Origin of the sequence: Clostridium hominis (assembly GCF_014287825.1) — a bacterium.
In the GTDB taxonomy this organism is placed as follows: Bacteria; Bacillota; Clostridia; order Clostridiales; family Clostridiaceae; genus Clostridium; species Clostridium hominis.
Genome location: NZ_JACOOO010000040.1, coordinates 36566 through 52870 on the forward strand (window position 1 = coordinate 36566; position 16305 = coordinate 52870).

Sequence of the window (16305 nt, forward strand, 5' to 3'; positions counted from 1 at the left end):
ACCATATTTATAGAGGTTAATCAAATTTCAACAGTTTATTAAAACAAAGCCAATCTTAATATAAAGTTTATTCATATATACCTCTAATCTACATAATTTTTAATTTTTACTTTTAATAATATAAATAGTAAACTTAGCCAAATAGTCAATAGTGGCAATGCTATTTTAGGGTCAAATACGCCTTGTTGATAATAATACAAATTAAATGAATCCATATTAAATATTCCTAATATAATTGAAGAAAAAAAGAATATTGAACTAATAATTACAAATATTATTATTGGCTTTATATGCTTGAAATAGATTGTAATTACTAATGTTGTTAATGAAATTAATGAAGCAATTATAGAATTGACTATAATTATTAAACTACTTGAATAATTATAAGCATGTGTATGTGTAGAGTAAGAATGTTCTATTGAGGTGCTTACTCCTAAACTTAATAAGCCAATCAAAAGTTTGTTTATATACAATGTTAAAAAAATTGTTAAAAATGTAGTTAAAAATGTAACTATAGCTTTTGAATATACATAACTTTTCAATCCTTTTCTAATTATCAGGTTTGAATGTATATTTGATGAATATTCATTAGAAAAGCTGTCTGAGAAGATGAAGTTAACTGTGAATGGAATTAATATAATGTATAAATTAAATAAGTCTCCTCCGATATATTGATCAGCTAAAGATAAATCACTAGAAAATAATGTGATAGCAGAAGTATCCTTTAATATATATATAGAAACAAATAAAAAGTGTAAAAAAGATAAAGAAAAGAATATTAAAAAAACTATTGTAAATTTTTTGTTTTTAATGCAATTTATAATATCTAATTTTATAAGGCTAAACATAAATAACTCCTAAAATTTCACAATATAGAGATTGTGAATAATCTCTATATTGCATTAATTTTTATCTATAATTTACTCCACCACTACAATATGTTGTATAAGGTTTATTTACACAGCTTTGAATTCCAAGTTGAATTTCATTATTACTTGTTGGGCTAGAATATCCACTAGCATAACCAATTCCTAGGAAATCAGTAGATCGAGTTTGTCGTATATTTGCATAGTATCCGGGATCATCATAAGATCCAGTTTCATGTTTTCCAGTTGTCGACACTGAGTTTGCAGTCCAAGCAGTCCTATTAACTCCATTTCTCCACAAAGATGCTGTAATATGACAATTTCCTCCAGTATCATGTATATAAATAGAAGCTGCAGTTTGAGTGGTAGATTTGGGTCTAGCAACCATTTTATAAATACCTTGTGAACTGTATAATGGAGCATCACTCCATGTTCTAAGGACACCTGGGGAACTAATATCAACCCTAGGCGATATTTCAGAAGAACTATCTACAGAAGAGTCTGTAAATTCATTCTCATAAGTTATAGAATTTTCATTTAACATTTCAATGTTATTATTAGCAAAAGATGTAATAGTTGGAACAGTAGCTATTACAAATCCGCAAAGTAACGTTAAAAGTTTCTTTTTCATAAAAATAAAACCTCCATTATTAAAATAAATTTTAACTAGTTAAAAAATAAGAATGTTCAATACAATATTATCATATAAAATATTCCTTAAAAACCATTTTTTTCAACAAAAACTCTAATAAATTTACAAAAAAATACACAGAATTCAAATTAATTTATACTATATTAATTAAATCAAATGTTTAATTAAAAAATATATAAAAACTGCAGAATAGACTTTTTATAATATTTATTCTACAGATTATATTTTATGTACTATTTAAAGATTTGATTTTTTATATCTTCCAAGTCATTTTGCATTTCAGGAAGAGTATTACTAAGCTGTTGGATTATTTTTTGATAATTTTCTTCACGAATTTGATTTTGTTTTAAAACATATAGCAAAAGATAGCTAAACAATAAAGCAAATATTCCTTGAGAAGTTAGAAAATTAAACAATTCATTATTCATAATTTCACCCCCTTAAACTACAAAGTAATTATGATTAAGCATATTTTTAAGGTGTATATATCAACGTCTTTAAGAGTAATATTTATTATATAACTAAAAATATATAATATAATTTTATTATTATTAACTATGAGATTTTTAGAAAAATAATTTATATTATGCATAGATATAATCATCAACTATATATTTTAATTTTTTTATAGCTCTATTTTTATTTTGATTAATTGCTTGTCTAGAAACATTCATCAATTTTGAAATTTCAGATATTGAGAAATTTTCAATAAAAAATAATTTAAGTATATTTTTTTCTGATTCATTAAGTACACTTATCAAATCTAAAAACTCTATGTCAGATGAATCAAAGTTATAGTACATTTCTGTATCTTCATTTATATATACTTCATTTGAAAGTTTTCTAGAATTTATTTTAGATAATCGTATATATTCATACTTTATAGATTTTGATATATACGATAATATTTGACGTTCATTATTGAATTCATATATTGGTATTTTATCCAAAAGTCCTATTAAAAATATAATTAAATCTTGTTTTGTATCTTCGTGATCTAATAATCGTGAATATTTATTTAATATATTATCAAATATAATTAGAATATCATAAATATTATTTTTATTACCATTTTGTATTTCTATAATTTTATTACGTAAGTTAAAAACCATGAATATCCCTCCCAATTGTTAAAAAGATATTAAAGGAGGAATTGTAAATAAAAATAACAAACAAATATTACATCAAAAAGTGACAAAATTATACACTTTAAAACAGCATTTAATTTATATTTCAATATAAGTTATTAAAATTTTAAAATTAATAAAAAAACAGATTAAGGGATGACATTAAATGTACAATATGGTTACTTATTCTTTATAGCAAGAGATTGGACAAGTAGTATAATTTGGGGGGAATATTAAAAATATGTAGAATTATTAGTTACTTTTGACAATCTGAATGAGTTAGGATGTGGAGTAGTAAAATTATTCATACTGATTATAAATATAAAAATAGAGTAAAGAATAAAACTTTTGACACATAATATATAAGAATATAATAAGAATTAGAGAATGTAATTCAGTATCATCCAAAAAGTAAATATCCAATGATATTTAAAAAATTTATTAAAAGTACTGCTACACCACACATTTAGCAGAAATATTTATAAATAATATTAATAGGAGAATACATGTGTATAAATAGAAGTAATTTGTTGTTTTAATATTATTTCAAAGTATCAAAACTTAACACTTTTGGACTAGGGGTGTTTTTTGCTTGACATATATTTTTAATGAACGATAAAATAATACTTAATAGGGGGTCAAAAATTATGGTCAAAAGTAATGATATAAATTTTGGTCTTTTGGGACAAGTTTTGACCTTAATGGGAGGAAAAATATGAATTATGGATATGCAAGAGTTAGTACAACTAAACAAGGCTATGGAAATTCTTTAGAAGAACAATTATCACAATTATTTGAAGCTGGTTGTGATGAAGTTATAGAAGAAAAATTTTCAGCAAAGACAAATGATAGACCACAACTGAAAATATTATTAGAAAAATTAAAAGAAGGAGATACTTTTACAGTTACTAAATTGGATAGGTTCGCCAGGAGCTTAATAGATGGAACAAAATTAGTACAAGAGTTACTAGATAGAGGTATAAAAATAAATATACTTAATATAGGGGTAATGGATAATACGCCTTCAAGTAAATTAATAAGAAATATATTTTTATCTTTTGCTGAATTTGAAAGAGATATGATTTTAGAGAGAACACGAGAAGGAAAAGAAATAGCCAGGACCAAAGAGGGGTATAGAGAGGGTAGACCTAAGAAGTTTACTAAAGAGCAAATAGACTTAGCTTTGTCTATGTTATCTGTAAATGGTGGAGATAAAAGTTATAACGAAGTTGAGAGATTAATAGGTATTAGTGTAAGCACATTAAAGAGAGAAAATAATAAGCGTAAATTAGAAAAAATAAATAATTAGTATAAATGAGAAAGTGTTCCCGAGGAACACTTTTAACTTATTATAAATTAAAATATTATTTTAGCTGCTAACTTATATACATTGTGAATAATTCCTATTATTTCAATTTGTTATCCAATTTCCTTAGTATTAAGTAGCTCCAGAAAGAAATTACTCCACTTAAATAACATAAACAAAAAATTATTACATACAAATAAGAATTTAATCCTGATGGATTAAATATAGAACTTCCCAACATACATAAAACAAAACCAACAAAGGATATAGAAATTGAAATTAATATTCCAGTTAATATTTTTATACCCATAAAATCCCCCTCAATTATATTATATATTAATCTTAATATTAAAATATAATTGAGAATACTTCAATAAATAGAAAATAAATAAGTAAAATGACATATTATTAGCATGAAAAAAATTTAGTTAATATCTATGCTAAAATTTATTATATTTATAAAGACTTTTAAAATAAAGAAAGTGTTCCCGAAGAACACTTTCTTTATTTGTTATTATTTTACGTATATATCAAAAGTCATCATAAGATATAAAATCTTGAGGTGTATTGGAGAATTCATAAATGAAATAAATTACTCCAATAATTGTCGGGATGAGCAATAGTGATAATAAAATAAATCTCATAAATGAATCCTCCTTTGGAAGTAAATAAAAGTATTGAAATCTTTAATTAAATTTTATCATAGTAAACATTTACATAATAGTCTATAATTTGACAAGAATTTTTGGTATAATAGATATTGTGGTTAAATTTTATATTTAAAATTTTATTTAATGAGTGAATATACTGTAATAATTAGATAATAAAAAGTGTTCCTCGGGAACACTTTTTTTATTGCATTATATAGATTACTGCTATATTCTCTAAGTAAAAAAGAAGGGGGGGGAATTATGGGAAAAAGATTAAGCAGCTCTAACGGAGCTGGAAAAAAGGTTATAGATAATTGGAACTTATTTACCTTTAATTTAAAAGAGAAAGATGAAACTCTTTATATATTTGATGTTAAATTTGATGGAACAGAAGGGATATGTACAATAAGGCTTAATGATATGAACGAGATTGAAAGAGTAGGATTAAATATGAAAAATTTTAAAAAAAGCCTTCTTGAATATAATGATCCTTCATTAATAAGTTTAGCTGAACGTATTATGTATGAATTAAAAACAAAATAAAATTCAAAGAAGTCCTGTTAAGGACTTCTTACCTTTTTAGCATTTTTAGGCTAATAATTTGAAATCAATCCAATCACCAAACATATTACTTATATCGGCTATAGCTTCATTAATAGAAGTATATTTATAACTTCTTTCATTTTTATAATTTATATACCACCAGTTACCTTTATAATATTCAACTTCAATAAATACAAGTTTATTTTTAATAGAATTTTTTGCTCTAAATTCACAAATTTTTTTCTCATAATATTACCTTCCTTAACTATCCTTAATCTCTCCAATGTTTTTTCTTATATTTATGAAGTCCTTCAAAAGTCATTGTTTCATTTACTTTATCACAATATTCTTTGTATGTTATAAGTACATATATACTCATTTCTATTCTCCTTTACTTTAGGCAAACAATGAGTTATAATCTTATTGTGAGTAAGGGTGTAACTTCATTGTTATGCCTTTTTTTTATTTATTTGATAAATTACTTCTGTCAGTATTTTCACCTATAAAACAAATACCTTTATATATCCAATTACTATTTTCTTTATTGAATGTTATATAGATACCTTTATATTTATTAGTTTTATCATCTAAAATATGGTCATAAGCTTCTCCACCTTGTAATGTATAGCTAGTATCTATTTTAGGAGGTAAAACATTTCTAAAGTGTTCTATTATCTCATTATCAACAATATCATTAATATTTAAATATTCGGTTATATCTCCTTTCCAATCTTTATATGTTTTTATTTTTTTCAAATTAAATATTTCATGAATGGCTTTTTCAAAGAGATTAAACACTTTAATAAGTAATGGACTATCTAATTCTAAATCGTCCCAACTTCCATATTTAACAGTATCACCACCAAGCATAGTTATTGTTTTATCTTCCCATAAAATAAATTCTAGCGTTGTTTGTGAATCATATAAAACCGCCCCCTTTCCACTTTGACTATCATAGGAAACTACTGACAGTAAATTATTAACTTCTTGAACCTTTTTTCTTAATTCTAAAAATTCTAAACTCATAATAAACTCAATCCTTTCATTTTGTAATTTACACTCTCGGTTAAATCCCCTCGTGTTGTTGTTTTTTTGTTGAGCCTAAGACTACATATTGAAGTGAGTTGTAAAGGAAAATGAAGTAAAAAATTTTGGCTGCTAACTGCAGATCTAGTTGGCCGACAAAAATTTTTATGGAATGGCTTTACTACTTGAACGGAAATATGATAGGCTGGTGCATCAAAAAAACAAGATAAAAAAAGAAGTCCCTAAAGGACTTCTTACCTATTTGGATGCACTCCATCGGGATCCGATTATAGCAAAAAGAAGCTTAGATATTCTTTGCTTTAGATTGGTCGCTCGGATAGATGGAACAAGATAAAGTAATAGAATATCTTAGCTTATTGCAGCGTTATAATTGGGTGATGGGATTAGTGCCAGGAATTAATAAAAAAATATTATTATGTACTATTGAACTAAAAATATTAAAGCTTGTCTAATTTAAATTATCAGAATCTATTGCAACTAAATCTGAAATATCATCATCAAATAAATTATTAAACGTTTCTTTAAAAGGACTATCAAATTCTTTTAATTCACCAATATTAAAATTATCTTTGGCTATATATTCGATAGTTGAATATTCTTTATCACTCAAATTTTTAGATAACATTAATACAATTCTAGCAGAGTTTGAACGTACTCTAGTGTTACAACTTAAACAAGTATTTGGAACTAAATCAGATTTTTCATCATGAACAAAACCTAAAGCTCCACGAACATTTCCAGCTAAAACTTCAGTAAGCAATCTAGGAGAACAATCTTCAAAATAATGTCCTATCATTCTAACAGAATTTTTAAATTCCATTAAAGTAGGTAAAACAGCAAGTTTAAGTTCTGTAGTACCATCAGTTCTAGGTTCAAAATCATTAATAGATAATTTTTTAGTTGTTGCTTTTGTGTAAAAATGTTTAGAAGAAAGATTGGTCTTAACACCAACAAGGTGTAAAAATTGTTTTTTCTCAAATTTTAATTCCCAAAAGTTATAAGGTTCATTTCTATTTTTAGAAACTATAAGAAAATTTTTGTTAACTAAATTTTTTTTATAAAGATTAGCAGATTTAATTATAGTTTTTAAAACATCATCTTTATTTAGTTTTGCCATATATCCCCCTGTATAAAAAATGGAGTATCTGTACTAAGTACATATACTCCAAATTAACTGATTTTTCTGTTGTCTGCCAACGGCGTGCAATTAAATCACGCAAATCTTTTAGGTTTTTCTGTTGCCTACCAACGACGTGCAATTAAATCACGTAAATCTTTCAGATTATTATGGTGTCAGTACACCAAAAAATCTATTTATATTATCATTATAGCATTACTATAATGATAGTCAACAAAATGCTCAAATTTCTTTATAAAAAATATAAACAATTTGTCCAATTTTTTTCAAGAAAAATTATAAATAAAATGATTAAATTTTCTTGAAAAAATTTAATCAAAATATATAAGAAATCTTTTAAAAAAGATTAATCAAAATAGAGAAAAATTTTTTTAAAAATTTTCTCTAAAAATTAATAGGCATAGTTATCTATGCCTATTAATTTTTTTAAGCTATTGCCCATATTCCACGTTCTATATTTTTAAATAAATTAGGATTAATTTGAAGGGTTTGTCTTACTTTAGCTTTCCAATTTTGATTATTAGATGTTTTTTTATAACCTTCTAATTTTTTATAGATATTTTCTAAATTAGATTTTCCACCTAAGCTTTCCATTACAGAAGCTACAAGGTCTTTCCAGGTTATATTTAAGCTATCTCTTAAATCCATTTTGCCCCTTTTCGTAATCATATAATCTAAAATTAAAGGTTCATCTTTCCTAAGTATTAAACAATATTCATGTGCTATTTTAATGAAGTTTTCATTTAAATATTTTCTATTATCACTCATACAATTAAATTGCTCTTTTATAACTATTTGCTCTACAGTACCTAGTTTATTCATATCAAGGAGCATTGAGTAAAGTCTTTTATTCTTCTTAATATCTGCAATCAATATAGCCATTCTTCCACCAACTTTTAAACTAGCATATTGTTTTGCCAGGCAATAATTAATAGCTTTTATAAACTCTTGATAATCTTTGATGTGTGATAAATCATTTTTTAAAGGGGTATCTCCATACATATGACCACTATATTTGATAATAACAATAGGTAACAATCATCTTCAGCATTACCTGTTAAGAGTTGTTTTCCCCTGTTTCACACCGGACGTGCGACTTTCATCGCATCCAGCGTTCCATCAATTTTATTTAATTAACAATTAGCTTTTTCCTATATTTTATTGCGTTTTTGATTGCTTTGTCTGAAAATCCATATTGGCTTATCTTTTCATGTATTAGCTTATTGCATTTACTATGTGTCGATAACAGGTTTTGAACTTTGTTTATTTGTTGTAAGGGAAGGTTTGTGCTTATATGGTGACAGTGAAATTTATCTCCGTTTATTATAGGCTCTCCGCAAATTTTACATCTTCCTTTATCTCTATTGAAAGCATACATTCTATTCATAAAGTACTCATAATTATATATTTCCTTTGATTTGTCATACTTATTAAATTTAATAATTTCAGGAACTTGTAAGATTTCTTCCATTCTAGCTAATGATAGTTGCTTACGTGTTCTTTTTAAATGCAACTCTCTTCCTTTACTAGAAAACGGTGTTTCTTCCTGGTTCTTGTTGTAAGTTTTCTGATATTTACAAAATGCCGGTGATGTTATACCTATTAATTGTTCATTAGGTAATTTGATTGCCGGTATCCATGTTGAATAGTTAGAATGTAATGCTATCAAGTTATTTACTTCACGTGCAGGTTTGAAGATAACTCCTTTTCTCCTTAATGAGTTCATTGCAACTGTCGTTATTCTTCTATGGTATTTAGCTAAACTAAAATATACCATATTGGCTGCACTGTAATAATTTATAATACCCCTTATCTTAGAGTTTATTTTGCTAATACTTTCAATTAAGTTCTCTTTAGTCATTGGTAGTCTTAACATTTTAATGTCTTGAATAATTTCTAGTAATTTCTTATCAATTCTTTCTTGTTGTGGTCTTACGACTGGCTTATATCCTTTTCTCATGCTAGGCTCTTTGATTACCTTGTAAGTGAATCCAACAAAATGTATTGGCTTCTCTTTGATGTTAGTTATCAACGTCTTTTCATCTGATAGTTTTAGCTTTAAATTAGTTTCTAAGAATTTTGAAATTCTGTATTTCCATTTTTCAGCGTGTTCTTTACTATCAGTTAGGAGTATCCAATCATCTGCATATCTTATCAGATATGCAGGTTTAAGGTTTGAGTACCTGTGTAAAGATTGATATTGATTTCTTTTACTTGAATAATTATTTTGGGTAACTTTGTTTTCCCATTCCCTAGTAATCCATTTATCCATTTGGTGTAAGTAGACATTTGCTAGAATTGGACTTATGATTCCACCCTGTGGTGTTCCTAATTCATTTTTCTTACATTCATCCATTATTCCAGCTTTAAGCATTTCTTTGATAATCATTAATATTCTTCTATCTGCTATACCCATGTGATATAGCTTCTTAATTAATATTGTATGATTAACATTATCAAAGAATCTACTTATATCCCCTTCAACTATCCAGTAGTAACCTATTCTGTGGACTTGGTCTTTAACTCTTTCTAAAGCCATATGAGTATCTCGCCAAGGACGAAATCCATAAGAGTGTTGAAAGAATTGAGCTTCGAGAATTGGTTCAATAATTAATCTTACACATTCCTGAACTATCCTATCTTTAATCGTTGGAATTCCCAATGGTCGCTTTTCTTGTTTTCCGGGTTTAGGAATCCATTTCCTACGCACCATATCAGGTTTATAGTTTGTAAAACTATTTTGAATATCAGTTACAACCTCATAATAATCTTTTTGTAAGTAATCTTTATCAATAATCTTTTGGTCTATCCCTGGAGTTTTCGAGCCTTTATTTGCTTTGATATTATGGATAGCAGTCATTATGACAACTTCACTAGACATTATTTCTACCAGTCCTTTAAACTTAGGTATTTCTTTAGATTCAATGCACTTGGATGTTATCCTGTACATTTCATCTTGAATTTTCTTTAGTTCTGTTTCGCTTTTAGGTGCTTTGAATTTTTGAGCCATAAACATTCCTCCTTTCGGATTTTGTTTAGGTTTTAGTCAGGTATGCACAACGGCTTCCTCAAAACTTGCTAATTTGTTAATTATAAAATTGACTATGCCCCTTCGCCATGTAATAGGCTTTCCCTATCTCGAACTACTACGGGCTGCTGCCACCTGATTTCAATAGTCATTTCCTACTATTTAGATACATCACATTCTATTATGCTTAGCATTATCTATCAGGCTTCTTTTGTTCCCTATAATCTAGCTTTACATATTACCTTAGTGTCCGTGTCTACTCCGTCAGCCATTCTTTTATCCTCTGTAGGTGGATTAAGAACTCATATCCTTTTTGGATATAAGCAGTAACAAGGAGAACATAAGCCTTTACTGCGACTGAAATCCCCTTCGGGATTATAAATCTTCAGTTCGATTTACCCTACTTCACGAAGCGTGCCTTCCACGATTCTTCCTAGCTATCAAGCAAATAGCTCCAATACACATAGTAATTTTTTAGCACCCCACATTACTTCTCTACCATCTCAGGTCGATTTTCACGTGTCTTCACCGAGCTTCATACCAACTATTAATAGAAATGGTCAGCATGTCGGAGGATTAGGTTTTAGTGTACCTACATTTACACCATTCAGGATTTTCACCTGTAATTTCAATTATAGAGTTCATGAATTCCTATTATAAGAATTTCATGTCTGCTTTTAGTTCTTGTTTCCAAGAGTGTTGTGCAGAAACAAAACGCACATATCCCAATAAGGTGGATGCCAATATATGAAATTATTTCTTTCTTTAATATCATTTTCTATTAAGTCAAATTTAGATTGTTCACCTTGTAAGCCATTTAAGTCATAACAATTAGTTACTATATTTAATTCTTTACCAACATCAGCAGTTGTAAAACTTCCACTCATATAATCACTTATTTCATCAAACTTATAAACTGAATGTAAATCTATTAATAATTTTCCTGTAGCATTTCCCCTATATTTATTATTTCCGTACTCTCCCCTATTTGGATAAGAAACTATACTTTTCATTTTGACATCTCCTTTACTTATTATTTATAAAAGGTGTTCCCGAAGAACACCTTTTGATTAGTATTCTTCAGGAAGTAAGATAGTGATTAATAAACTTTTTATTGAATAATCATACTCACTCATAATCCAAATTTTATGTTCATTTATCATATAAACTCCCATAAATCTATCTTCATACTTTGAATTAGGATTTTTTAATAATTCATTTTGAAATTCTTTATCTTCATTACATAAAATTCCCCAATCATCAGAATGGAATTTTAATAAAGCTGACATCAAATCTTTATCTTTAAATTCTCCACTTTCAATTAAATAATTAACTCCATTTGTCATAACTACTCTTAACTTCATAGATAGCACCATTCCTTTCATGTTGTTGTTTTTTTGTTGAGCCTAGGACTACATATAGAAGTGAGTTGTAAAGGAAAATGAAGTAAAAATTTTTGGCTGCTATTCCTGGTAAGGATCATGGCCGACAAAAAATTTTATGGAATGGCTTTACAACTTGAATGGATATATGATAGGCTGGTGCATCAAAAAAACAAGATAAAAAAAGAAGTCCCCAAAGGACTTCTTACCTATTTGGATGCACTCCATCGGGACCCGATTATAGCAAAAAGAAGCTTAGATATTCTTTGCTTTAGATTGGTCGCTCGGATAGATGGAACGAGATAAAGTAATAGAATATCTTAGCTTATTGCAGCGTTATAATTGGGTGATGGGATTAGTGCCAGGATATATAATAAAAAGATATCATCTATATTTAAAATTATAAATCTTTTATACTATATTCTAAATCATTTAAATAGAATTTATCTTCATATATAGGTACTAGAATAGCTTCATCTAATTTTCGCATATAAATATCTTTATATTTCTCTTTATTATATTTAATCTTAAAAACCACTTTCTCATTAAAAAAATCTCCTTTTGATATAGCTAATCTCTCCTTTGTTGGGAAGTCTTTGAAAGCATAGAGAAATCTAGTACCTTCCTTCATTTCATTTCCTGACATTGCTAAAAAATCACTAGAATTACGTTGTAGTAATATATATCCATCATCAATAATATTTTGAACATGTTCTTTATCTACTACATGATATAAATAATCAATATTGCTTGAATCTATTGGAATAGCCCTACATTCTCCTTTTAAAATTTTAGATAGAAGTGTTAAACACTCTTTAAAAAAACTAAATATATTTAATATTCCACTCATTTTTTACCTCCTAAGAAATAGAATAAGTTTTTTACAATTTCATTTTTTAAGCTTTAAATAAATAGTACATCAAATAATATTATATAATAACTATTTTGTGTTTAAAGTGTTCCCGAGGAACACTTTAAACTTTATCTTATTTCATCTTTCAAAGTTCTAAGAATTGAAGTAGCCATCATAGTTTTGTCAAGTTGTTCTAATATATCATCAGTTATAACAATTTTATTATCTTTCATTTTTCTATGTTGTTTAAGGATAGATACTAAACCTTGATATACGCTTTTTAAATCTGCTACTAATTTATAATTTTCTTTAAATTCATCAGATTTATCTTTATTCTCCTTAGACTTTGCTTTCATTTCTTCTAATTCTTTTCTATAACGTTCCTTTTCTTCTTTATTAGAATTAGCTTCATTTTTTATATTTTCAATTTCTGATAAATATTTATTATCTAAATCTTTTTTTAGTTCTTCTCTTAATTGATTTTCAAGTTCCTTTATTTCTTCCTCCGATTTATTTTCACTTTTATCTAATTCACTTTTTAATCTTAAAACTTCATCACTTATAAGTTTCTTACTTCTAAGAGCTTCGTCTTTCTCATTTTCTATTCTTCTTATCTCAACTAACTTTTCATTTTCTAACCTTTTAAGTTCATCAGCTTTTTCTTGTTCAAGTTTCTTTAGCTTTACTTTTAATTCTGTAGCTTCCTCCTTACTAATTTCAACTTTATTATTTATTATTTCTAAGATAACTTTTTGATTATCTTCACTTAAAGAAGAAAATTCACTTGCATTAGCAATAGTTAAATTACCATTTTCAAGTATTTCTTTTAACTCTGGAATAAGATTTTTATTTATTCTTTCATATCTTCCTACTTGTGTTGGAGATAATTTTAAATCATTAGCAATTATTTCTCTTATCTTTCCTGGAACTTTCTCACCATTTTTCTTTTTAGTTTTATATAGTTCAGTAAGCCTTTTTACTTGTTCAAGCTTTTCTATTTCTGTTAACTCTCTAGTTTGAGCATTAGCTTGAATAAGAATTATTTCACTATCAATATCATTCGCTTCAATAACCTTACAAGGAACTAAAGCAAATATTTCGTTTCCTTGTTCAACTAATCGTGTAAGAGCAGTATATCTTCTTTCACCACTTATTAACTCATATTTTCCATTATCTAATTTTCTAACAACTAAATTATGATTTAATCCATTCATTTTAATATCTTCTGCCAATTCATCTACATTCACTATTTCATAGAAATTTTTCTTATTTCTTTCAATATCTTTTATATCTATATATTGAACATTGAAGTTGTTTTTAGCTTCAATTTCATTTGCTTTCTTAACATTTTGTGATACTTGATTTAACATTCCTTGACTTAATGAAAATTTCTTACTCATATTTATAACAACCTTTCTTTATTTAACTATTTTTTATTGTGGGGTGTCCCCGAGGGACACCTACATTTTTAAAATACTTCTTTACATAAATCTCTATAATTGATACTTGCCCTAGCTTTTTTATTACCAAATACTACAGGACATTCATCAAATGTACTTTCTATTACTTTTACATTTTGCTTAATTGTAGTATTAAACATCTTATCTCCTAATAAATTTTTAAGTTCTTTCTTTATTACTTTATTTACTGTTGTTGCCGTATCCATTGTAATAAAGCAACCTTTGAAGTTAAGATTAGGATTAAATTCTTCTTTTATCTCTTGAATACTTTCTAATAGATATTCAAGTCCATCAAGTGCAAATTTATCTATTTTGACTGGTACAAATACTTCATCACTTGCACATAGAGAATTTACAGTAATCATATTAAGACTTGGAGGACAATCTATTAAGCAATAATCATATTCATCATTAATTTTTGCTAGAGCCTTTGCTAATCTATTTTGTTGACTTCTATTAACATCTAAAAGAATTTTCTTTTCAGTAAAAGCTAGAGCAACATTACTAGGTATTATTTCTATATTTTCAAAATCTGTTTTTTTGATAACTTTATGTATATCTAAATCTTTATCTAATAAAACATCTGATACTGATAAATCGTCCATACTGTAGGCTTTAAATAGCTTTGTAAGGTTGCTTTGAGGATCAAGGTCTACTAATAATACTTTCTTATTTTGTTTGCTTAAACAAGCTCCTAGATTGGCTGTAGAAGTTGTTTTTGCAACTCCACCTTTTATATTAAAAATTGATACTTTTTTCATAATTAATTCCTCCATTTTCTAATTAAAATTTATATAAATCTCATTATCTTTTATTTTGGTAGGTGTCCCCAAAGGACACCTTTTTACTTATCTAAAAATTAGTACAAATGATGTTGCTATGGTAACTAGTAGGTTTAATATAACTATTATTATTGAAGCAATATTTAATTTTTTTTCTGTCATTTTTATTGATACCTCCTTAATAATTTGTTATCATTAAAGAAGAATGATTTTGGAACAGGAGGGGGGTAAACCCTCCCTTGACTAGCCTACTTGCTAAGTAGTGAGATGAGATTAATAATTGCAATAACTAAATTGACCAATGCAGTTAAAAGAATTATTAATTTGTCAGTTCCGATTTTGTTCTTCTTTTTTTTCTTTTTTTTCACCAAATCACCCCCTTTCAATAAATGAAACTATCTTTTGAAAACTTGTATATATCTAACTTTACGAGGTACTTCTTTACCTTTGATAGATACTAAATCTTCATGCCCTTGGGAAACATATAAAATCTTAAAATCTTTTAATTCCTCAATATCTTTAATTTTCATATCCCCAAAAAGGTCAACTCTCATTTTTGATTTATCAGCTATTTCTTTGTCAGTAGCAGATAAGAAAATTTTGTATTGGCACATACTATCAACTCCTAAAATATAAACTTTAAATTAGCACTCCTACCGTCGTGTTGTTGTTTTTTTGTTGAGCCTAAGACTACATATTGGAGTGAGTTGTAAAGGAAAATGGAAGAAAAATTTTTGGCTGCTAACTGCAGATCCAGTTGGCCGACAAAAAATTTTATGGAATGGCTTTACTACTTGAACGGAAATATGATAGGCTAGTGCTTCAAAAAAACAAGATAAAAAAAGAAGTCCCCTAAAGGACTTCTTACTTATTTGGATGCACTCCATCGGGACCCGATTATAGCAAAAAGAAGCTTAGATATTCTTTGCTTTACATTGGTCGCTAGGTAGATGGAACAATGTAAAGTAATAGAATATATTAGCTTATTGAAGCGTTATAATTGGGTGATGGGAATAGTGCCAGGAAAAATAAAATTTAAAAACAATATATTAATTTAATTTTATAAGATAATTAGAATCTTCTACTTTAGGGACTACATACAAATCACATTTTAAATTATCACAATAAGACAATAATGTAGTTCTAATTAAATCATCATTTATAGAATCCTGATTATGAACTATAATTGCTGTATTTAAAATTTCACACATAGCATATTTTTTTGAATAAGTACCATTATATATTTCATCTTCTATCTTCTTTATTACTGAATCATCTTCCTCACTCATCAGCATAAATTCAATACAATCAGTATGTGTATCACCTGGATATAGTTTATCTTCTACAACTAGCAAAGCACCTATTCTTTTATAATCAATCTCCCTTTTATTGATAAGTTTTTTATATTCAATCATTATTTATCCCCCTTATCTATAAATACATTGAAATTTATTTATTATTTTTGAATTGC

Annotated in this window: 18 protein-coding genes; 2 read left to right on the forward strand and 16 right to left on the reverse strand. The window is 26.9% G+C overall.

Annotated elements, in window-relative coordinates; all coding sequences use genetic code 11:
* Positions 1-83 precede the first annotated feature (83 nt).
* The 4 genes from H8S20_RS16755 to H8S20_RS16770 all read right to left on the reverse strand — a co-directional run bounded on the left by H8S20_RS16755 (position 84) and on the right by H8S20_RS16770 (position 2630).
* Positions 84-848 carry a hypothetical protein gene (locus tag H8S20_RS16755; protein WP_186860806.1) on the reverse strand — a complete coding sequence of 255 codons (765 nt, stop codon included), beginning with the start codon at positions 846-848 and terminating at the stop codon, positions 84-86.
* A gap of 61 nt (positions 849-909) precedes the next feature.
* The gene (locus H8S20_RS16760) at positions 910-1497 is read right to left on the reverse strand and encodes a hypothetical protein (protein WP_186860807.1); all 588 of its coding nucleotides are present in this window, start codon (positions 1495-1497) and stop codon (positions 910-912) included.
* 254 nt (positions 1498-1751) lie between these two features.
* Complete coding sequence (locus H8S20_RS16765; protein ID WP_005215547.1) at positions 1752-1946, reverse strand: BhlA/UviB family holin-like peptide; 195 nt, start codon at positions 1944-1946, stop codon at positions 1752-1754.
* Between the two features lie 156 nt (positions 1947-2102).
* The gene (locus H8S20_RS16770) at positions 2103-2630 is read right to left on the reverse strand and encodes a sigma-70 family RNA polymerase sigma factor (protein ID WP_186860808.1); all 528 of its coding nucleotides are present in this window, start codon (positions 2628-2630) and stop codon (positions 2103-2105) included.
* 730 nt (positions 2631-3360) lie between these two features.
* Between H8S20_RS16770 and H8S20_RS16775 the strand changes: the two genes are divergently transcribed.
* Complete coding sequence (locus H8S20_RS16775; RefSeq protein WP_186860809.1) at positions 3361-3954, forward strand: recombinase family protein; 594 nt, start codon at positions 3361-3363, stop codon at positions 3952-3954.
* A 97-nt stretch (positions 3955-4051) separates the two neighbouring features.
* Here H8S20_RS16775 and H8S20_RS16780 read toward each other — a convergent pair whose 3' ends face one another.
* Positions 4052-4261 carry a hypothetical protein gene (locus H8S20_RS16780; protein WP_186860810.1) on the reverse strand — a complete coding sequence of 70 codons (210 nt, stop codon included), beginning with the start codon at positions 4259-4261 and terminating at the stop codon, positions 4052-4054.
* A gap of 601 nt (positions 4262-4862) precedes the next feature.
* Here H8S20_RS16780 and H8S20_RS16785 point away from each other — a divergent pair.
* Entirely contained in the window at positions 4863-5144 is a 282-nt protein-coding gene (locus H8S20_RS16785; RefSeq protein WP_186860811.1) for a hypothetical protein, read from the forward strand.
* A 462-nt stretch (positions 5145-5606) separates the two neighbouring features.
* Here the strand turns inward: H8S20_RS16785 and H8S20_RS16790 are convergent, their stop codons facing one another.
* From H8S20_RS16790 to H8S20_RS16840, 11 genes are all read right to left on the reverse strand, one after another.
* Positions 5607-6170, reverse strand: a complete 564-nt coding sequence (locus H8S20_RS16790; protein WP_186860812.1) for a hypothetical protein — start codon at positions 6168-6170, stop codon at positions 5607-5609.
* A gap of 469 nt (positions 6171-6639) precedes the next feature.
* On the reverse strand, positions 6640-7308 hold the full coding sequence (locus H8S20_RS16795) for a PBECR4 domain-containing protein (RefSeq protein WP_186860813.1): 669 nt from the start codon (positions 7306-7308) through the stop codon (positions 6640-6642).
* A 447-nt stretch (positions 7309-7755) separates the two neighbouring features.
* Positions 7756-8367, reverse strand: coding sequence for a DNA methylase N-4/N-6 (locus H8S20_RS16800; protein ID WP_186860814.1), 612 nt, complete (start codon positions 8365-8367; stop codon positions 7756-7758).
* Between the two features lie 91 nt (positions 8368-8458).
* Positions 8459-10339, reverse strand: a complete 1881-nt coding sequence (gene ltrA, locus H8S20_RS16805; RefSeq protein ID WP_186860815.1) for a group II intron reverse transcriptase/maturase — start codon at positions 10337-10339, stop codon at positions 8459-8461.
* Between the two features lie 695 nt (positions 10340-11034).
* On the reverse strand, positions 11035-11370 hold the full coding sequence (locus H8S20_RS16810; RefSeq protein ID WP_186860816.1) for a hypothetical protein: 336 nt from the start codon (positions 11368-11370) through the stop codon (positions 11035-11037).
* A gap of 57 nt (positions 11371-11427) precedes the next feature.
* A complete protein-coding gene (locus H8S20_RS16815) occupies positions 11428-11721 on the reverse strand; it encodes a hypothetical protein (RefSeq protein ID WP_186860817.1) in 294 nt (97 codons plus the stop codon).
* A 418-nt stretch (positions 11722-12139) separates the two neighbouring features.
* Positions 12140-12589 (reverse strand): hypothetical protein, encoded by a 450-nt coding sequence (locus H8S20_RS16820; RefSeq protein ID WP_186860818.1) that lies wholly within the window; start codon positions 12587-12589, stop codon positions 12140-12142.
* A 131-nt stretch (positions 12590-12720) separates the two neighbouring features.
* Positions 12721-13992, reverse strand: a complete 1272-nt coding sequence (locus H8S20_RS16825; protein ID WP_186860819.1) for a ParB/RepB/Spo0J family partition protein — start codon at positions 13990-13992, stop codon at positions 12721-12723.
* 68 nt (positions 13993-14060) lie between these two features.
* The gene (locus H8S20_RS16830; RefSeq protein ID WP_186860820.1) at positions 14061-14813 is read right to left on the reverse strand and encodes a ParA family protein; all 753 of its coding nucleotides are present in this window, start codon (positions 14811-14813) and stop codon (positions 14061-14063) included.
* Positions 14814-15229: 416 nt separating this feature from the next.
* Positions 15230-15448 carry a hypothetical protein gene (locus tag H8S20_RS16835; RefSeq protein ID WP_042398933.1) on the reverse strand — a complete coding sequence of 73 codons (219 nt, stop codon included), beginning with the start codon at positions 15446-15448 and terminating at the stop codon, positions 15230-15232.
* Between the two features lie 435 nt (positions 15449-15883).
* A complete protein-coding gene (locus H8S20_RS16840; protein WP_186860821.1) occupies positions 15884-16249 on the reverse strand; it encodes a hypothetical protein in 366 nt (121 codons plus the stop codon).
* Positions 16250-16305 lie beyond the last annotated feature (56 nt).